General features: G+C 32.7%; 11 protein-coding genes. 9 read left to right on the forward strand and 2 right to left on the reverse strand.

Annotated features, from left to right (window positions below):
- Position 1: 1 nt before the first annotated feature.
- The 3 genes from DKT72_RS04115 to bshA all read left to right on the forward strand — a co-directional run bounded on the left by DKT72_RS04115 (position 2) and on the right by bshA (position 5586).
- Positions 2-1387, forward strand: a complete 1386-nt coding sequence (locus DKT72_RS04115) for a DUF3570 domain-containing protein (protein ID WP_111307455.1) — start codon at positions 2-4, stop codon at positions 1385-1387.
- Between the two features lie 124 nt (positions 1388-1511).
- Positions 1512-4433: a serine hydrolase domain-containing protein gene (locus DKT72_RS04120; RefSeq protein WP_111307456.1), complete on the forward strand. Its 2922-nt coding sequence runs from the start codon at positions 1512-1514 to the stop codon at positions 4431-4433.
- A gap of 10 nt (positions 4434-4443) precedes the next feature.
- A complete protein-coding gene (bshA, locus tag DKT72_RS04125) occupies positions 4444-5586 on the forward strand; it encodes an N-acetyl-alpha-D-glucosaminyl L-malate synthase BshA (protein WP_111307457.1) in 1143 nt (380 codons plus the stop codon).
- Between the two features lie 11 nt (positions 5587-5597).
- Here the strand turns inward: bshA and DKT72_RS04130 are convergent, their stop codons facing one another.
- On the reverse strand, positions 5598-6089 hold the full coding sequence (locus tag DKT72_RS04130) for a VOC family protein (protein WP_111307458.1): 492 nt from the start codon (positions 6087-6089) through the stop codon (positions 5598-5600).
- A 96-nt stretch (positions 6090-6185) separates the two neighbouring features.
- Between DKT72_RS04130 and DKT72_RS04135 the strand changes: the two genes are divergently transcribed.
- Positions 6186-6407 carry a hypothetical protein gene (locus DKT72_RS04135; protein ID WP_111307459.1) on the forward strand — a complete coding sequence of 74 codons (222 nt, stop codon included), beginning with the start codon at positions 6186-6188 and terminating at the stop codon, positions 6405-6407.
- A gap of 696 nt (positions 6408-7103) precedes the next feature.
- Here the strand turns inward: DKT72_RS04135 and DKT72_RS18490 are convergent.
- Complete coding sequence (locus DKT72_RS18490) at positions 7104-7436, reverse strand: MFS transporter (protein WP_235841600.1); 333 nt, start codon at positions 7434-7436, stop codon at positions 7104-7106.
- A 681-nt stretch (positions 7437-8117) separates the two neighbouring features.
- Here DKT72_RS18490 and DKT72_RS04145 point away from each other — a divergent pair.
- The 5 genes from DKT72_RS04145 to DKT72_RS04165 all read left to right on the forward strand — a co-directional run bounded on the left by DKT72_RS04145 (position 8118) and on the right by DKT72_RS04165 (position 21240).
- A complete protein-coding gene (locus DKT72_RS04145; protein ID WP_162623232.1) occupies positions 8118-12212 on the forward strand; it encodes a hybrid sensor histidine kinase/response regulator in 4095 nt (1364 codons plus the stop codon).
- Between the two features lie 159 nt (positions 12213-12371).
- Positions 12372-13745 carry a BNR repeat-containing protein gene (locus DKT72_RS04150; RefSeq protein ID WP_235841601.1) on the forward strand — a complete coding sequence of 458 codons (1374 nt, stop codon included), beginning with the start codon at positions 12372-12374 and terminating at the stop codon, positions 13743-13745.
- Between the two features lie 21 nt (positions 13746-13766).
- On the forward strand, positions 13767-14972 hold the full coding sequence (locus DKT72_RS04155; RefSeq protein ID WP_111307461.1) for a glycoside hydrolase family 88 protein: 1206 nt from the start codon (positions 13767-13769) through the stop codon (positions 14970-14972).
- A gap of 22 nt (positions 14973-14994) precedes the next feature.
- Complete coding sequence (lacZ, locus tag DKT72_RS04160) at positions 14995-18099, forward strand: beta-galactosidase, LacZ type (protein WP_111307462.1); 3105 nt, start codon at positions 14995-14997, stop codon at positions 18097-18099.
- A gap of 171 nt (positions 18100-18270) precedes the next feature.
- The gene (locus DKT72_RS04165; RefSeq protein WP_111307463.1) at positions 18271-21240 is read left to right on the forward strand and encodes a SusC/RagA family TonB-linked outer membrane protein; all 2970 of its coding nucleotides are present in this window, start codon (positions 18271-18273) and stop codon (positions 21238-21240) included.
- The last annotated feature ends 6 nt before the right edge of the window (positions 21241-21246 follow it).

Below are 21246 nucleotides of genomic sequence, written 5' to 3' on the forward strand. Positions count from 1 at the left end.
AATGAAAAAATTATTAATTATCCTCATATTATTTTCTTCAGTAATAGCCTTTGCTCAAGAGAATTCAGAATATAAAAAACGGGTTTTAGAATCTACGGAAGTTGATTTCTTAACCAGTTATTACACACAAGAAGGGAGCAATGCTTCTGTAACTGGAGGTATTGGTGATGAACATCTTACCGATATTACCCCCACAGTAGTAATTAGCATACCATTAAATGATGACGATGTATTAACCATTGATGCTGGGATTTCAGCTTATACTTCGGCATCTTCAAGTAATTTAGATCCATTTGATAAGGCAGTTAATTCACCAACACCTTGGGCAGCCTCTTCAGGAGCTTCAAAAAGTGATATTTGGGGAGGGGTAAATGCATCCTACAAGCATAGTTCAGATAATAGGAATACCGTTTGGGATGCTGATGTTGCTTTCGCTACCGAATTTGATTATTCGTCTATTGGTTTTGGCGGTGGTTTAACAAAACTGTTTAATGAGAAGAATACGACTTTAGGACTGAGTGCAAAAGTATATTTAGATGCTTGGAACCCTAGATACCCAACGGAACTGGATAGTTATTATGAAGCTAACGGAAACTTAAATAGTGGATTTTTTGCAAACGCTAATATTTTAGACCAAAATGGGAATGTAATTGACAAAAATGGAACAAATGTGTGGTCACCTGCAAATTCTCCTTTTATTACAGATAAATCCAGAAACTCATATTCGGTATCCTTTAGTTTTTCCCAGATATTAAACAAAAATGCACAATTCTCATTGTTTTTTGATTTGGTTCAGCAAAAGGGCTGGCTGTCAAACCCCATGCAACGTGTTTATTTTGCAGATGTTGATAATTTTTATATTGGAAATGCCGCTAGCATTCCATTTTATACCACGCGCCAAAACCAAGATGTATTTCAATTGGCTGATGACATTGAGCGTTTACCAAATACCCGTTTTAAAATCCCTATAGGTTTACGATTGAATTATTTTTTAAATGACATGTTTGTACTTAAAACGTATTATCGGTATTATACAGACGATTGGGGGATAAAATCTCATACTGCAGAAATTGAAGTACCCATTAAAATTTCAACTAAATTCACCCTATATCCTTCGTATAGATATTATAATCAAACAGCAGCAGATTATTTTGCGCCTTATGAAGAAAACGTGTCGACTAGTCAATATTATACCTCTGATTATGATTTGTCTAAATTTAACGCCAATCAATACGGTTTTGGAATAAGCTATACAGACATATTTACCAAATCGCATATATGGAAATTAGGTATAAAAAGTATCGATTTAAAATATAACAGTTATAATAGGAATACAGGGCTTAAGGCTAATATTATTTCGGCAGGAGTTAAATTTATAATGGATTAATATTGTTTACAAACTTGTTATAAATCTATCTTAAAGTCTTTTCATCTTCTTTTTAAAAGTCTTATTTTGGCACGATTATAGTATAGTTATAAATTCTCTATAATATGCTTAACGAATCCATTATATGCGTCAAATCTCTTTTAGTTTATTTTTTCTTTTTATAACACTTTCAATAATTGCTCAAACAGCAAAAAATCCATTATTGGCAAAAGATGCAAAAGCCCAACAAAAATGGGTTGATAGTGTATATGCATCGATGTCACTTAATGAGAAATTCGGACAATTGTATATGGTTCAAGTGATGTCCAATCAAGATGAAAAAACAAAAAGTAAAATTGTTGAGTTAATTCGTGATTATCATATTGGAGGTATTATTTATTCTTTAGGAGGGCCTGTAAGACAAGCCAAATTAAATAACGAATTACAGTCCATTTCAAAATTACCTATGCTAATTGGAATGGATGCTGAATGGGGTTTAAGTATGCGGTTGGATTCTACCTATGCTTTTCCTTGGAATATGACTTTGGGTGCTATAAAAGATAACAAACTTATTGAACAAACGGGTAGGCAAATTGGGGAACATTGTAAACGAATAGGGGTGCATTTTAATTTTGCTCCTGTAGTCGATATCAATACAAATCCTCTAAATCCAATTATAGGGAATCGTTCCTTTGGACAAGATAAAGACAACGTAACAGAAAAAGCTTTGGCTTTTATGGAAGGCATGCAAAGTGCTGGTGTATTGGCAAATGCCAAGCATTTTCCCGGACATGGTGATACCGATCAAGATTCACATAAAACCTTGCCTACGATTACTTTCGATGAAAAACGTATTGATTCAGTTGAACTGTATCCTTATAAAAAACTTATTAAAGAAGGGCTTTCAAGCGTCATGGTAGCACATTTAAATGTGCCAAGTTTAGAGCCAAGAGAAGGTTATCCATCTTCTTTATCACAACATATCGTTACAGATATATTAAAAAACAAACTAGGGTTTCAAGGCCTTATTTTTACCGATGCTCTAACGATGAAAGGGGCTTCAAATTTTAGTGAATCTGGCGAGATAGATTTGGCGGCTTTTAATGCGGGTAATGATGTTATGTTAATGTCTGAAGATGTGCCTGTAGGTATTTCAAAACTTGTGGACGCTTATAATAGTGGAAATATAACGGAAGCAAGATTAGAACATTCAGTTAAAAAAATATTACAAGCTAAATATAAAGTTGGGTTGAATCACTACGAACCTGTTGCTATAAATAATTTAGAAGAAGATTTAAATAGAATTAAAGATCATATTCTTTATGAAGAACTTCTGGAAAGCGCGATTACGATGGTTAAAGATGAAGCCGAATTATTACCTTTTCGTCAATTAGAAAACAAAACGATGGCTTATGTTAAAATGGGAGATAGCGACGGTACCCCATTTTTAAATGAATTAAAAAAATACACAAAGGTTCATGAAATCGAGTCTAAATCTATTGACAGTTTGCTTACTAAATTAACTAATTATAACACGGTTATTGTTGGATTTCATAAATCTAACAGTACACCTTGGAAAGATTACAAATTTACCCCAGAAGAATTAAATTGGTTAAAAGAGATCTCTAAGTCACATGAGGTTGTTTTAGATGTTTTTACAAAACCTTATGCGCTTTTGGATTTAGATCCAGATTCCATAAAAAGCATTAAAAGCATAGTAGTAAGTTATCAGAACAGTGACATAGCCCAACAAAAATCTGCTCAACTTCTTTTTGGAGCGATTCCTTCAAAAGGTACGTTGCCAGTTTCTATTGGAAGTTATTTTAAAGTAGGTGATGGAAAAACCAATAATAGTATAGAACGTTTAAGTTACACCATTCCTGAGCGAGTTGGGATGAGTTCTGAAAAGTTAAAAAAAGTAGATTCTCTTGCTCAAATGGCAGTTGATATGAAAATGACTCCAGGCATTCAACTTTTAATAGCTAGAAAGGGACAAGTGATTTACAACAAAAATTTTGGTAAACATACCTATGATGGTGATGAAAAAGTTGAGTTTGATGATGTTTATGACCTGGCTTCTTTGACAAAAATATTGGCGACATTACCTTTAGTAATGGAGTTAGAAGAAAAAGGGCAGATTTCATTGGATACTAAATTATCTGAAATTTTGCCTGAATACAAAACTTCTAATAAAAAAAATATCACTATTAAAAGCATGTTGTCCCATTATGCCAGATTAAGACCATGGGAACCTTTTTATTATCATACTTTAGATTCTGCAAATAAGCCAAGTCCAAAATATTATAGAACTGTTTTTAGTAGGGAATTTAATATTGAAGTGGCGAAAAATTTATTTTTACGTAGTGATTATCAGGATTCTATACAGAAAATCATTAAAGATTCCGATCTTCTGGATAAGCTTCAATATCGCTATAGTGATTTTCCTTATTTCATATTAAAGAAATTTATAGAGAATTATTACGACAGAACGTTAGAACAGTTAACGCAAGAACATTTTTATAAATCTTTGGGAGCTAATAATACTATGTATAATCCGTATCATAAAATTAGTAATGATCATATTGTCCCAACAGAAGAAGATAATTATTATAGATACCAACGTGTTCAAGGCTATGTTCATGATATGGGAGCAGCTATGCAGAATGGCATTGGTGGTCATGCAGGTGTATTTAGTAACGCCAATGACGTTGCTAAAATTATGCAAATGTATTTACAAAAAGGTTTTTATGGAGGCAAGCGTTATTTAAAGCCAGAAACGATAGATAAGTTTAACAAAACATATTATAAAGACAAGCGCAATAGACGAGGCATAGGCTTTGATAAGCCACAGCTAAGTGGAGAAGGGTCTACTTGTGGTTGTGTTTCTATGACTAGTTTTGGACATTCAGGATTTACAGGAACCTATGCTTGGGCAGATCCAGAAAAGGAAATTGTCTATGTATTTCTAGCTAATAGAACTTATCCAACACAAGAGAATAATGAACTTCTACATCATAATATACGGACAGATATTCAAAAATATATTTACGAAGCAATAGAAGATTAAATAATAAAAAATGAAAATAGGTATTGTTTGTTACCCCACATTTGGGGGGAGTGGCGTCGTAGCTACAGAGCTTGGTTTAGAACTTTCTAAACGCGGACACGAAATCCATTTTATTACTTATAACCAACCAGTAAGATTGGAATTGCTGAGTAATAATGTGCATTACCATGAAGTGAATGTGCCAGAATATCCGTTATTTCTTTATCAACCATACGAGCTGGCTTTATCAAGTAAATTGGTAGATATGGTAAAACTTCACGGCATAGAGATCTTGCATGTACACTATGCCATACCGCATGCCTATGCTGCTTACATGGCTAAAAAAATGCTGCAAGAAGAAGGTATTTATGTGCCCATTGTTACCACATTACATGGCACAGATATTACGCTTGTTGGAAGTCATCCATTTTACAAACCGGCCGTAACATTTAGTATTAACAAATCGGACGCTGTAACAACGGTTTCTCAAAGTTTAAAAGAGGATACATTAAGATTATTCGATATTAAAAAGGATATTATAGTTGTACCAAATTTCATTGATTTAGCTAAATATAATAACACATTTACCGATTGCCAACGAGGTATGATGGCCAAGGATAATGAAAAAATAATTACACATATCAGTAATCTTAGAAAAGTTAAGCGTGTTCAAGATGTTATTGCTGTTTTTTATAACATCCAAAAACAAATGCCAGCTAAATTAATGCTTGTAGGAGAGGGACCCGAAAGAGAAAAGATAGAAAGACAATGTGAAAATTTAGGTATTATTGATAAAGTTGTTTTCTTTGGAAAAAGTAACGAAATTGATAAAATTTTACGCTTTAGTGATTTATTCATATTACCTTCTGAAACCGAAAGTTTTGGTCTAGCTGCACTAGAAGCTATGGCGTCGAGTGTACCTGTAATTTCTAGTAATACAGGTGGAATTCCTGAAGTAAACATTCAGGGAGTTTCAGGATTTTTAAGTAATGTAGGGGATGTTGAAGACATGACTAAACAAGCACTTTATATTTTAAGTGATGAAAATCGATTAACAACATTTAAACAAAATGCTAGAAAGCAAGCCCTGAATTTTGATTTACATACTATTGTTCCCCAATATGAGGCCATTTATGAAGATACTTTAAAAAATTGTTTGGCAGTTAGTTCATAAAGGAAAAGGCTTTAATCGGCCTCTTTTAATAAATCATTTAAATCCAATGGTTTTGTGAACATATCGATAGAACCATCTGTTTTCTTTGGCCATGCTTCTTTGGGTCTATCCCAATAGAGTTCAACGCCATTTTTATCGGGGTCGTCCAAATATAAGGCTTCAGATACACCATGGTTGGCTGCTCCCGTTAATTGATAATTATTTTCCAAGAGCCTTTTAAATATTACAGCGAGGTCTTTTCTTGTTGGATACAATATCGCTGTATGAAATAAACCTACAGATTGTTTTGGTGCAGGGGGTTGGTTTTTACTGTGCCAAACATTTAAGCCAATGTGATGGTGATAACCACCAGCAGAAATAAAAGCAGCATCGGTACCATATTTCGTAATGAGTTCAAAACCTAATAACCCACAATAAAAGTCTAAAGAACGATTCAAGTCGGCCACTTTTAAATGGATGTGTCCAATTCTTGTATTTTCAGGTATTTTATATGTATTGTCCATAATCCATTATATCTTTTTTTATTGGTCTCAAAATTAGTAAAAACTATGCACTTTAGAGCATTTCGCTTTAGCTTCTAAAAAGTCTACCTTTGTTTTATGTCAGAGCAAATAATAAATGGGTATAGATTTTCTCGTTTAACTGAACATATAGATTGGAGTACTAAATACCGTTACCCTGTATCGCTAGATATTCAAAAAGGATATAGAAAACTTTTGACACAAAATATTGATGCCTTCTGCATCAATAATTCAAAATGGAGTTGGGTAAAGACCAAGTTTATATGTATTAGAGTATGGTCAATCCCAAAATATAAATAGAATTGTTAAGAAATAGAAGGAACTCTCTAAAATTACAATAGAAATTTCCCGAAATGGGAAAGCGTTATTGGGTCAGGCATTTTTGGGCTAGAGGCTTTGGTTGTTAGAGTATGGGAAATATAACGGATAAAATGGTTAACAATTATCTCGAACATCCTTACAAGTCCAGTCACGATAGCGATAATTTTATCCTGGAGTAATTACGTAATGCAGACTTTATTCAGATAAAAAAACTATGGCACTTTAGTCCATAGTGATTTAGTTTACTTTAAATTAAATACTTGTCGTCAAAAAATCTATTGAATATCCTATATTACAAAATACAAATATAATATAACAAATTATAATGATTTAGCTTATATAATAGCTAGCTAGCGTGGTGGCAATAAGTTTTATCAAATTCATTGGATGGGACTATTTAACTTATTGCCAAAACGCTATTTTTATAAAGTATAAAAAGAATGGTTCTGAGTAACTAACATTAGTCGTAGCAAATTTTCTGTTCACCTTAATAAACGATACTCAAGTACGTTTTATATTTGAGGCATTTCTTTTTTGTGTTACAATTAACTTTAAATGATTTTATTTCAGGGAGTTGATTCCTAATTACACAATCATCCCTTGGTCAATATTAGGATTAAAGAACTCTAATTTTTTAGCTTCTATTAAATTTTAGCGTTTAAAATTTCCATTTATTTATCTATTATGTTTTTTGCTTTTTACAATAATATTTAGAAGTTCTTCTAATATTTTTCCTTTGGTTTCGGGCATCATAACCATTACAAAAATGAGTTGCAGTACCTCATACCAGCAAAGAAGGCAAATACTGGGCCAGGGATCTATAGTAGAAAACAACACAGGAACCAATGAGGGTACCACCGCCGCTGCCGAACTACCAAAGGACTGTCCAGATCCTCTTATATGCGTGGAGGGAATTTCTGAAATTAATACCCAAATGACTGTAGCCCGACCTATGGCATGCGATGTGATGAACAGGAATAACAGAACTGGAACAAAATGCCCCCCCACAACTAAAGAAAAATGCTAAGGATACCAACGACAGCGAAATAATGTAACCTAAAGAATCCAGATACATTAATTGTTTTCTCCCAACCTATCTATCAGATATACATCCAACAATGTGAAGATGATATTGGTGATCCCAATGCCTAAGCTGCTTAGGAGTGCCGCTTTTGCTTCTAACCCGGACTCAATGTTAAATTAACTAATGGAAGCAATTTATTAAAAGGAAAGAAAATCAATTCATCTACTAAAGCAAAAGAAGATATGGATAAACACATTCTTGGAAATGTAATATGTATGCTTGACGAAGAACTAATGAAACAAGGAGCAATATTTTCGCATAGCGAACCTTTTAAATCTTATGTTGTAAATGATGGGGGTTAAGTAACTGGACAGAATCCAGCATCAGTATCCCATGTAGTGCTTAAAATAATCGATTTACTAACCAAAATATTACCTAGCAGAGAAAAAGACGTTATACAACAAAGACTTATAAAGAATAGTGGTTTAAAATCGACAAAGTAATGAGACATTTAGTGAACTTTTTAAATTAAAAATTTTTATCCGAACTTAGCATGCGTAAATACACAAAGAGCCGACCCGGAAAATTCTGTGGTATTGCACCTATAACCATCAAATGAATGGGAATAAGTTTTTCAACAAGAAAGTAATACTTTAATGAACCACATGAGAAAAAGCTTGCTAACATATTTATTTTTTTTACTTTTTTTTGGTTTTGGAAACTGTCAAACACAAAAACAACAATTTAGTTCTATTGAAGATAAACTTTCTTTTTACCTTTTAGATGTTGAAGACGGCTTGTCCAGCGATTTTATATACAGCATTGAACAGGACTCACTTGGGTTTATTTGGATAGGTACCCAAGAGGGATTAAATAGATATGATGGAACGCAATTTAAAGTTTATAAAAAAGGCGATCTTGCATATAACAAAAATATTAGTGATGATTTTATTTATCAAATACGTGCAATAGATCATGGTAAATTACTTATTAATACTGCTGAAGGAATAAATATCTATAGGGCAAAAAGTGAAACCTTTGAGGTTTTAAATGCAAGGAATGGATTGTTAAGTAATTATATTAACTATTTTTCTTACGGTCATGATGAGATGATTTTAGGATTGAAATCAGGTATTAAACGTATTAATGACCAAATAAACTTAGAACTAAAAAACAATCACCTAGGAAAGGGAACTTCATTTTCATCTAATGATATAACTAGTCTTGAAAAACAAGGAGATTCTCTGATTTGGATTGGTACAGACCGATACGGACTTTATAAGCTAAACTATAAAACAAGAAGCGTATCCCATGTCAAATTAAGAGACCATATAAATAGTCATTCATTACAAATCATAACACTTTATACTACAGGTGATGGAGGGTTATGGATTGGGACAGATGAAGGCATCTACGTAATTACAGCAACGAACAACATATTGCAATTAAAAAAGTCTTTCGTTGAAGGAGAAGGATTAAGTGATGATAAGATACTTTGCTTTGAAGAGGATAATACTGGGCAATTATGGATAGGTACTAGAAATGGAGGTCTTAATATTATTAATAAATCAGATTTTTTGCAGCAGAAATCAGACTTGTATGTAAAATGGTATCTGCCAAAAGATGACGGTTCAAGTGTTTATAACAGAACAGTATCTGCCCTTAAAATGGATCGAGATGATAACATGTGGATTGGAACAAGTACTGGACTGAATTTTGTAAGTATAAAAGGCGAACCTATTAAGTTACTAAGAAAAAATCTGTTCAATTCAAATGGACTTTCTCATGATAGGATAGGAGCCTTATCAGAAAGTTATGATGGAAAAATTTGGATCGGAACCGATGGATCAGGTTTAGATCTGTTAAACCCAAATAATGGAGAATTCAAACACTATCAGCACCAAAACAATAATCCATTTAGTTTAAGTAATGACTACATTATTTCATTATATGAAGACAAAAAAAAACGATTATGGATTGGTACCTACCAGGGCGGTTTAAATAGAATGGATACAGCGACAGGAGAATGTAGGCATTATTTAGAGGGAGAAATGGAAGATGGAAGTGATGTTAGAGTGATTTTTGAAGACAGTAAAAAACAAATTTGGGTAGGAACAAATCGCGGTGGATTATATAAATATATAGAAAAGACAGATCAATTTGAATTTATAAGCTCTCTTGGCAAAATAGATATAAGAAACATCCGTGAAGATTACAAAGGGGATTTTTGGTTAGCAACATATGGGGATGGTATTTTAAGATACACGCCTAATACATCTGAAGCAATTTTTTACAATTCAACAACTGTAAAGGGTTTTAAGACAGATATTGTATTTTGTGTCCAGCCATTATCTAATGGAGATGTGTTGGCCGGAACTTTAAATCAAGGATTGATTAGGTTAAATCCAACAAGAAAATCAATTATTACATTAACGGAAAAAAATGGACTAAGTAATAATACGGTAAGTAGTATGACTGTTGAAAACGAAAACAATATTTGGCTAGGGACATTTAAAGGAATTAGTCATTATAATCCATTAACAAATAAAATCTATAACTTAAATACCTACTCCAATATTCAACAAGGTATGTTTAATATAGGGTCTAGTATAATAACCAAATCTGGAGTTGTTTATCTTGGAGGGGATAAGGGGCTTAATATTTTTAACCCAAATAATCTTCATGTTAAAAAAGAAACATATCCAGTTGTTTTTGAAAAATTAGAAGTGTTAGATAAAAAGGCCTCAGTTTCAAAAGATAATGGATCGGGTGTTTTAGATAAGTCAATTCTTTATGAAGATCATATTATTTTAAACTATGATCAAACTTTTTTTTCCATAGATTATGCTGCCTTAAAATATCCCTTTGTAAAAAGTATAAACTATTCTTATAGAATTGATGGTTATAATAAAAACTGGATAAACACAAATACTGCGGGGAAAGTTAATGTAATTAACCTTCCTCATGGCGATTATACTTTAAATGTAAAAGCTAAATTTGGATCTGGAAATGAGGTTATAAAACAAATGCATATTACCATAAAACCTCCAATATGGAAAACGCCCATAGCATATGTCTTTTATATACTAGTCTTGATAGTTGCAATTTATGGTGTTGTAAAATACTATTCAGAACGGATTAAGTTAATAAATTCCTTGTTGTTTGAAAAAAAACAACGCCAGTTAGAACATGATTTTAACGAAGAAAGAATTCGGTTTTTCACAAGTTTTTCACATGAATTAAGAACACCATTAACATTAATTTTAGCACCGTTAGAAGATCTAATAGAGCATACTAGCATACTAAAGCATAAAAACAGTTTAAAGTTAATTTATAAAAACGCGAAGCAATTACTTCAATCTATTAATAGACTTTTAGAATTCAGGAAATCAAATTTGGGTTTAAGTAAGTTAATGGTGGGAAAACATAACCTATCAGAGTGTTTGGAGCAATGGGTATACAATTATTTTCCGTTAGCAAAAAAAAGAGACATCGCCTTAAGTTATGAAATTCCAGAAGAGACATTAATAGCCTGGCTCGATATAGAAAAAATGCATACTATTTTTAATAATATTTTATCAAATGCTTTTAAATACACAAAAGACAAAGGAGAAATACATGTTTCACTTAGTTTTGATGAGGAGAGTTTTGAAATTAAAGTAAAAGACACAGGCTATGGTATAAAAGCAGAAGAGATAGAACATGTTTTTGAAAGGTATTATCAATCTAATTCTACAAACAATAAAAATGGATTAGGCATTGGTTTAGCTTTATCAAAAAGTTTTGCAGAACTCCATATGGGGACTATTAAAATTGAAAGTGAGTTAAATAAAGGAAGCGTGTTTTCTGTTATCATTCCTAGAGACAAATCATTATTTGTAAATTCAGTAACACAAAATTATGATTTAGATCAAGATATAGAAGATAATGATTTTGATGTTATTACTGAATATAAATCATTAAAGGACAAACCATCTAATATTAATTTAAAAGAAACGAGAGAGCTCATTTTATTAATAGATGACAATCAAGATGTTTTAAGTTATTTAGATGGATTATTAGAAAATAAATATGATCTTATTTATGCTAAAGATGGAGAAGAAGGTGTTGAAAAAGCATTACGATATATCCCCGATTTAATTGTTTCAGATGTTATGATGCCTATAATGAATGGGATAGAGCTTTGCAATACCCTAAAAGTGAATGTGGAAACATCTCATATACCAATAATATTATTAACAGCCAAAGGTAACGTTGAGAGCATACAAGAAGGCTACACACATGGTGCCGATGATTATATTATAAAACCGTTTAGTAGTAAAATTTTACAAACTAGAATACGGAATTTGCTTGACATAAGGAGTCAGTTGAGGAATGCCTTTTTAAATAAAGAAGAAAGTAAATTAGAAAAGCTAAGCAAAGATTCTAAAATATTAGATAAAGAAAAGAGCTTTTTAAGTCAATTAGAGAACATTATACTAAAAAATTTAGATCAGGAAAAGTTGGATGTTTCAATGGTTGCCGATGATATAGGAATGAGTCGGTCATCTCTTTTTAGAAAAATAAAGGCGGTTACTGGTTTAAATATCAACCAATACATCCGTAAAGTTAAAATGGATAAAGCGGCAGAGTTATTAAAAACAGGTAATTATACCATAGCTCAAGTGTCTTACGAAGTTGGTTTTAATAATGTTAAATACTTTAGAAAATTGTTTAAAGAACAATTTGATAATCTTCCCTCAGAATTTACAAATAAGTAACATTTGACCCTATTTTTTAAGAAATGGTCATTTTGAACCCTATTATTTGTCGATTTGTACCCTTCATCGCACTATAGTTTAACATAGATTTGACATTCATTAAATAAGTTTTTTTAGATACTTTAAATAGTGAATGAAATTTTTCAAAAAAAAGATTGCGTGTTTATATCTATCATAAAAGCAAGATTTAAAGCTATTTATATAAATAGAGTCTCGTTTTTGGTGCCTATGAAAATAACTTTTATATGGATTTACTGTGCTTTTTGTTTGGTGTCATGTTCTAACATATATACAACTTATATTGGTGAGGGATGGAGCCATAATTCGGTAAACACGGTAAAGTTTCGAAAAAATGCTATCACAACATATAAGGGTTATCAGTTTATAGCATATTATGACCAAAGTAGCTTTTTAGTCTTAGGGAAAAGAAAAATAAATACCTCAAAATGGAATATTGTAAAAACTCAATACAAGGGCAACACGGTAGATGCTCATAACGATATAAGTATTGCAATAGATGGCAATGGCTATTTACACGTTAGTTGGGATCACCATGATACAGCACTTAGGTATGCAAAAAGTCTAAACCCTTTAAGTTTACAATTGACCGATGAAATAGCTATGACAGGTAGCCAAGAAGATAAAGTTACTTATCCGGAATTTTACAATATGCCTAATGGCAACCTGCTTTTTTTCTATCGTTCAGGAGCTTCGGGGCGTGGAAATTTAGTTATTAACTCATACGATGTAGTTAGTAAAGAATGGACACAAATACAAAGTAACCTAATTGATGGCGAAGATAAAAGAAGTGCTTATTGGCAGGTATGTGTAGATTCAGAAGGTGTTGTTCATGTGTCTTGGGTGTGGCGAGAAACTTGGAATGTGGAAACCAATCATGATTTATGTTATGCTCGCTCTAAGGATGGAGGAAAAACATGGGAGAAATCAACAGGGGAAACCTATAAGTTGCCTATAACTATCGAAACAGCTGAATTGGCGTGGAGAATTCCCCAAAACAGTAACTTGATTAATCAAACATCCATGTGTTCAGATAAAAAGGGAAATCCGTATATCGTAACATATTTTAATGAAAATAAGATTCCACAATATCAAGTCATTTATTTAGAAGCAAACCATTGGAAAAAGATAAATACAGGTTTTAGGACATCCTCTTTTGTATTGGGTGGCGGTGGAACAAAGAAAATACCGATTGCTCGTCCAGATATTTTAATGGACGATTCTAAAAACCAGAAAATGCTTTATATTCTTTTTAGGGATGAAGAACGCGGCAATAAAGTGTCGTTGGCATATTCTAATTTAAAGGATGGTTCCATTTGGAAAGTTAAAGATTTAAGCGAGCAGGTGGTTGGGCAGTGGGAGCCCAATTACGATATGTCTTTATGGAAAAGTAAAAAGGAGCTTAGCATTTTTGTGCAAAATGTAACACAAATAGATGGAGAAGGTTTGGCCAACACAAATGCTTCCGAAATACAGACATTAGAAGTGAAAAATCTTAGAAAACTAATCAAATAGTTAAAAGAATATTTAATATAAATGAAAAATCAATTTTTAATTTTTTTAATCATTCAGTTCGTTTTTAATTCTTGTACACAGACAAAAGAAAATATATTAAAAGCTAGTATTGATGCGACTTTATTGAAAGCATCAAGCCAGTATGAATATATGATGAAAAACTTACCGGAAGGGCAGTATCCTAAAACATATAATGCCACGCAAGACAAATTAGAAACCAGTGGTTCTGAATGGTGGTGTAGTGGTTTTTATCCAGGTTCGCTTTTATATTTAAATGAAGAATTTAATAAGCCAGTTTTTACTAAAGAAATAGATAAGGTCTTAAATGATTTAAAAAGAGAGCAGTACAATAAAACAACGCACGATCTTGGTTTTATGATGTATTGCAGCTTTGGAAACGCCGAGCGCTTAAATCCAAAACCAGAATATAAAGAGATCTTGATGAATAGTGCCAAATCATTAGCATCCAGATATAATGACACGGTAAAGTGTATTCGCTCATGGGACAGTGCCTCATGGAACAAAGCAGGCGAGGATGATCTTGTGGTAATTATAGACAACATGATGAACCTAGAATTGCTTTTTTGGGCTACACATTATAGTGGAGATAGTACTTACTATAAAATAGCAGTAAATCATGCAGATAAAACTATGGTAAATCATTTTAGAAGCGATTATAGCTCCTACCATGAAGTGATTTACGATGAGAATACAGGTGAGATAAAAGCACAGATAACCAACCAAGGAGCAGCGGACGACTCATCTTGGGCACGCGGGCAAGCCTGGGGCTTATATGGTTATGTGGTGATGTACCGAGAAACGAAAGACCAAAAATATTTACAACAAGCAAATGCCATTGCAAAATACATTTTGTATCATCCTAATATGCCAAAGGATATGATCCCTTATTGGGATTTTAATGCGCCAAACATTCCAAACGCATTAAGAGATTCTTCAGCGGCAGCGATTATAGCATCCGCTTTAATTGAACTTAAGGACTATGTTGATGGAGAAATGAAGCAAGAATATGAGCAAAAAGCTGAAACCATATTAAAAAACCTGCTTACTCCAGAATATATAGCAGAAGTTGGTACGAATGGCGGTTTTGTATTAAAACATGGGGTAGGTAACATGCCAAATAATTCTGAGGTAGATGTACCTCTTACCTATGGAGACTATTACTTAATAGAGGCTATGATGCGATACAAAAATCAAAAAATAAATTAAAAATCCTACAATATTATATATAATGAATAAATTAATTACTGTACTCCTTTTATCTACTGTTTACTTCGGGTTTTCTCAAGACAAACCTAATGAATGGGAGAACCCACGTGTTTTAGATCGTAACAAAGAAACAGGTAGAGCCTCCTTTGTGTTATATCAAGATGAAATATCTGCATTTACCTATGAGCCAAAAAAATCTGCGTTTTATCAAAGTTTAAACGGTACTTGGAAATTCAACATTGTTAAAAATCCAGCAGATAGACCTTTAAATTTTTACGAAAACGATTTAGATGATTCTCATTGGAAGAACATTAAAGTACCATCTAATTGGGAGTTAGAGGGCTTTGATACTCCAATTTACACCAATATTGTTTATCCATTTCCTAAAAACCTTCCTTTTATAGATGGCGATTATAATCCTGTAGGAAGTTATAGAACAACCTTTGAAGTTTCTAAAGCATGGAAAAACAAAGAAATCATATTGCACTTTGGTTCTATTTCTGGGTATGCTAGAATCTTTTTAAACGGTAAAGAAGTTGGAATGACCAAAGCGTCAAAAACGGCAGCCGAATTTAATATTACTAAGTTTTTAAACGAAGGAAAAAATGTGTTAGCGGTACAAGTATTCCGTTGGCATGATGGTAGTTATCTAGAGGATCAGGATTTTTGGAGGTTAAGTGGTATTGAGCGTGATGTTTATTTACAAGCCATGCCAAAACTTGCTATGTGGGATTATTTTGCAGAGGCAAGTTTAGATAGTGAGTATGATAATGGACTTTTTAACGTATCTGTAGACCTAAGAAAGTTTGATGGTAAATCATCAAAAAACCAAATAGCATCTATTAGTCTTCTAGACGCAAAAGGGAATACGGTTTATTCAGAATCTAAAAAAGTGAATACACTAACCAAAAAACTTCGTTTTTCAGCAACTATAAAAGATGTTTTAAAATGGAGTGCCGAGACTCCTAATTTATACCAATATGTTTTAAAGCTATCTGACAAAAAGGAATCACAAGTCATTTCCAAAAAAATAGGATTTAGAAAAGTTGAAATAAAAGACAGTCAATTAATGGTTAATGGACAACCGTTAATGGTTAATGGTGTTAATTTACATGAACACCATCAAACAAAAGGACATGTACCAGATAGAGCAACTATGCTGGAAGACATAACCTTAATGAAGCGTAACAATATAAATGCTATACGCATGAGTCATTATCCACACGATCCTTATTTGTATGAGTTGTGTGATGAGTACGGTGTTTATGTCGTTGATGAAGCAAATATAGAGTCGCATGCTATGGGAGCCGAATTCCAATCTTGGTTTGACAAATCAAAACATCCTGCTTATTTGCCAGAATGGGCCCCAGCACATCTAGATAGAATTGAACGTATGTACGATCAAGACAAAAACCATTCTTCAATCATTATTTGGTCTATGGGAAATGAATGTGGTAATGGCCCTGTATTTCACGATGCCTACAAGTGGTTGAAAGAAACCGATAAAACCCGTTTTGTTCAGTTTGAACAAGCAGGGCAAGATTACAATACAGATATTGTAGCCCCTATGTATCCAGGCATTGATAGCATGAAAGAGTATGCTAATGGAGAGGATGAGCGTCCGTTTATTATGTGTGAATACTCACATGCTATGGGAAACAGTAATGGTAATTTTCAGGAGTATTACGATATTATCGCTACCAATAAAAAAATGCAAGGAGGCTTTATTTGGGATTGGGTCGATCAAGGTATAAAAACAGAAACACAGGATGGACGCGTGTTTTGGGCTTACGGAGGAGATTTAGGCGGTGAGAATTTACAGAATGACCAAAATTTTTGCGCGAATGGGGTAGTGTCAGCCGATAGAATTCCGCATCCGGCACTTGAAGAAGTCAAAAAAGTATATCAAGACATTGCTTTTAAACTTTTAAACGAAAACACTTTAGCAATAACAAACCATTTCAACTTTACAAATTTAGATGCATACACATTCAAATGGGTACTTAAAGCTAATGGAAATACTGTTAAAGAGGAAGTATTTGGGGTTTCAGCAAATCCAAATCAAATAAGAGAAATCCATTTGAATTTGCCAACTTTAGATTATGACAAAGAATATTATCTAGATATATATGCCTATACAAAAAATGCGACAGCACTGGTGCCTGAAAACTATGAGATCGCCAGAGAGCAATTTAAAATTGGAAACCAATCTTATTTTAAAACTAATGAAGTAGCAAATGCAAAGTTAAAATATACAATAAAAGATAAGATACTTTCTTTTTCCAGTGATGTTTCAAAAGGAACATTTGATTTACAAGCAGGGAAATTAAAGAATTATACATCAATAAAAGATACAGCCGAGTCCATCTTAAGCTTTCCAGAACCCTATTTTTGGAGAGCTCCAACAGATAACGATTATGGTAACAATATGCCTACCATGTCAAAACCATGGCGTTTAGCGCATAAAAACATAAAGCTTGTAAGTGCTAGAGTAGGCGATAAAACAGAAAACGGTTTGCCTATAACTGTTGAATTCTTACTTTCTGATATTGATGTGCCATATACTGTAAATTATCTAATACAAAACAACGGTATTATTAAAGTATCTGCAAGTATTGATATGACAGGGAAAGATGTACCGGAACTTCCTCGTTTTGGGATGCGTATGGTGTTGGATGGTCAATATGATCATTTGGAATATTATGGTCGCGGCTCATGGGAAAATTATTCCGACAGAAATACCTCGTCTTTTGTAGGCATCTATAAAGATAAAGTTGCTAATCAGTTTACATGGACTTATATAAGACCTCAAGAAGCAGGTTATAAAACAGATGTGAGATGGCTAACCTTAACAAATAATACGAATCAAGGCCTTGAAATTATAGGCGACCAGCCCTTAGGTTTTAGTGCTTTAAATATGGCTGCTGAAACCTTAGACGGCGGCGAGCATAAGTCGCAAAGACATCCTACAGATATTATTGTAGAGAAAGATAAAATTTATCTGCACATTGATTTAAAACAACGAGGTGTTGGTGGCGATAATAGTTGGGGAGCTTTGCCTCATGCCCCATATCGATTATTAAACAAAAAGTATATCTACAGTTATCAGCTTAAACTAATAAAATGAGAATGAATTAATAATTTAAAACTAAATAAAGCCTATGAAATAAAAAAACTATACTATTTAACTAATTAATAATTGCTATGAAACAATAATGAAATTATTAAAACGGAGAAAAGAAACAACTTTTTATTCAAAAAAATAATTAAATAACAAAACTAAATAAAATTTAAACTTATGAAAAAATTATTAAAATGCTTTTCAGGGTTCAATACTAAAGGATTCTTTCTTGTGATCTTTTTTGGACTTGGAATTTTCACGGCTTTTGGGCAAGAAGGAACTGTTACTGGCGTAGTAAAAGACAAAAGCGGACAGCCATTACCTGGAGTAAGTGTTGTTGTTAAAGGGACATCAACTGGAGTAGCAACAGATTTTGATGGGAATTATACGGTAAAAGCATCTCCATCATCTGTATTGGAATTTTCTTATATAGGTTATTCGACACAAGAAGTTACGGTTAACTCAAAAACAATGAATGTCATTTTAGAAGAAGATATTTCTAAACTTGATGAAGTTGTTGTTGTTGGTTATGGTACTCAAAAAAGATCAGATATTACGGGTTCAGTTGTATCTGTGCCTAAAGATCGACTATCTAATTTACCTGTTTCTAATGTACTTCTTGCTATTCAAGGAACCACTGCTGGATTAAAAATTTCTCAAGGATCTTCTATACCAGGTAGTTCAGCTTCTGTACAAGTAAGAGGGGTCAATTCAATTAATGCAGGTAACTCTCCATTAATTATTTTAGATGGAATTCCCTTCTTTGGTGTAACAAATGATATAAACCCTAATGATATTAGTTCTATAGAAGTGCTTAAAGATGCATCTGCAGTAGCTATTTATGGAACCAGAGGTAGTAATGGGGTGATTCTTATTACAACTAAAAGAGGGAACAAATCAGATGGTAAACCAACTGTTAAATATAGTGGGTATTATGGTATTGAGGAAATGGCTAATCCATTAAAACCTATGGGGCCAGATGCCTACGTTCAAAAGTATGCTGATTTTTTGTCAGCTAATGGATTAAGCCAAACAGCTGTATTGCCAAATTCTTCTGAAGTTGATAATTATAATGCGGGAATTACTACAAATTGGTTAGACCAAGCAACTCAATCTGGTTTTATACAAGAGCACAATGTTAATATATCTAGTGGAAATGATAAGTCTCAATATTATATTTCTGCTTCACATTTAGATCAAAAGGGGGTCGTAAAAGGATATGAATTTAAGAAGACTACCCTTAGGTTTAATGCAGATTCTGAAATTACAGATTGGTTGAAAATAGGAACTTCTGCATTTTTTACAGAAAATAATTATAGTGGAGGTAGAGCCAATTTTTTAGAAGCTACTGCTATGAGTCCTTATTCCGTTCCTTATAATGAAAATGGTGACTATAATATTTATCCAATGAGTCCTGAACTATTATTTGCTAACCCTTTACTAGGAACTACAACTGATAGAGAAGATAAAGCAAGAAATTTAACAGGTACTGGTTTTCTTGAGTTAACACCAGTTAAGGGTTTGAAATACAGGATGAATGCATCTTATACTTATAATTTCAGTGATTATAAAAGTTACGCAGGAAGAGCGTCTAATGACCAAAGTGGAACTGCTTATGTGAGAAATGATGAAACACGTAACTGGGTAATTGAAAATATCCTTACCTATAATAAGGATTTTAATAAACATCACTTTGATATAACAGCATTATATAGTGCTCAAAAAGTAGATTATTTTCAATCTGAGGCGAAAGCAGTAGGCTTTGTAAACGATGGCTTATCTTATTATGATTTGGGTTCGGGAAATACTCAATCTTCTAACTCTAAAGGAAATGAATATTCCCTAGTTTCACAAATGGGAAGATTAAACTATTCTTTTGATAGCCGTTATTTATTCACCTTTACAGTAAGACGAGATGGTTATTCAGCTTTTGGTGCAAATACAAGTAAATATGGTGTTTTTCCTTCTGTAGCTTTTGGATGGAATATTAAAAATGAAACCTTCTTAAAAAATTTAGATGTTATAAACTCATTAAAATTAAGACTTTCTCATGGAAAAACAGGAAATCAAGCTATTGATGTCAATCAAACAGCTACAACTGCTACTAGTGTAAAGTATCCTTTTAGTGGTACGGTGGCAACAGGTATACAATATAATTCTTTAGGGAATGCAAATCTAAATTGGGAATCTACAACTTCTTCAAATATTGGGGTTGATTTTGGATTGCTGAAAAATAGATTGTCAGGGACATTTGAGGTTTATAAATCAAAAACTGAAGATATATTATTAGAAAGAAATATTCCTAACATTACAGGGTATAGTAAAATTTGGAAGAATCTAGGAAGTATGCAAAATCTAGGTTTGGAGTTTACTTTAAATACAGTTAACATTCAAAATGAAAACTTTTCATGGAAGTCTACCATAAATTTTTCTACCTATAGAAATAAAATATTAGATCTTTATGGAGATGGAAAGGATGATTTAGGCAATAGATGGTTTATTGGAGAACCACTAGGAGTATATTATGATTATGAGAAATTAGGTATTTGGCAAGAAGGAGAAGATATTGCTTCCGTCGATCCAGTAGGTAGTCCAGGAGATATTAAATTTAAAGATCAAAATGGTGATGGAAAAATTGATAATGATGATAAAATTATTTTAGGTAGAACAAGTCCTGATTGGGTTGGAGGTTTTACAAATACTTTTAGATATAAAAATATTAATTTAAGTATTTTCATTGAAACATCTCAAGGAGGATTAAGAAGTAACAGAGATCTTTCATATGCAGATGAAGCAGGTCGAAGAAATTTACCGGCAGATTTTAAGTACTGGACAGCCGAGAATAAAGATAATTATTGGCCTTCATTATCTGCATACAAAAATTATAAAGGTTATGGTTTTCCCGAAGACTATAGCTATGTTAGAATTAAAGATGTACGTTTAAGTTATGTATTTCCAACATCTGTTTTGGAAAAAATAGGTGTTAATGGTTTAACCATTTATGCTGCAGGAAGAAATCTTCATACGTTTACTAAATGGTATGGTTGGGATCCTGAAATTAGTTATGCCTCTAGAGGTTCAAATGGTTGGACAAATAATTATCCACAAACAAGAACTATTTCTTTGGGGCTTAATTTAACACTTTAAACTAAT

The sequence above is a fragment of the Confluentibacter sediminis genome, assembly GCF_003258355.1.
In the GTDB taxonomy this organism is placed as follows: Bacteria; Bacteroidota; Bacteroidia; order Flavobacteriales; family Flavobacteriaceae; genus Confluentibacter; species Confluentibacter sediminis.

Excerpts from the sequence above, each read along its gene's own strand:
- DKT72_RS04115 (WP_111307455.1), top strand. The coding sequence starts at position 2 with ATGAAAAAATTATTAATTATCCTCATATTATTTTCTTCAGTAATAGCC.
- DKT72_RS04120 (WP_111307456.1), top strand. The coding sequence starts at position 1,512 with ATGCGTCAAATCTCTTTTAGTTTATTTTTTCTTTTTATAACACTTTCA.
- bshA (WP_111307457.1), top strand. The coding sequence starts at position 4,444 with ATGAAAATAGGTATTGTTTGTTACCCCACATTTGGGGGGAGTGGCGTC.
- DKT72_RS04130 (WP_111307458.1), bottom strand. The coding sequence starts at position 6,089 with ATGGACAATACATATAAAATACCTGAAAATACAAGAATTGGACACATC.
- DKT72_RS04135 (WP_111307459.1), top strand. The coding sequence starts at position 6,186 with ATGTCAGAGCAAATAATAAATGGGTATAGATTTTCTCGTTTAACTGAA.
- DKT72_RS04145 (WP_162623232.1), top strand. The coding sequence starts at position 8,118 with ATGAGAAAAAGCTTGCTAACATATTTATTTTTTTTACTTTTTTTTGGT.
- DKT72_RS04155 (WP_111307461.1), top strand. The coding sequence starts at position 13,767 with ATGAAAAATCAATTTTTAATTTTTTTAATCATTCAGTTCGTTTTTAAT.
- lacZ (WP_111307462.1), top strand. The coding sequence starts at position 14,995 with ATGAATAAATTAATTACTGTACTCCTTTTATCTACTGTTTACTTCGGG.
- DKT72_RS04165 (WP_111307463.1), top strand. The coding sequence starts at position 18,271 with ATGAAAAAATTATTAAAATGCTTTTCAGGGTTCAATACTAAAGGATTC.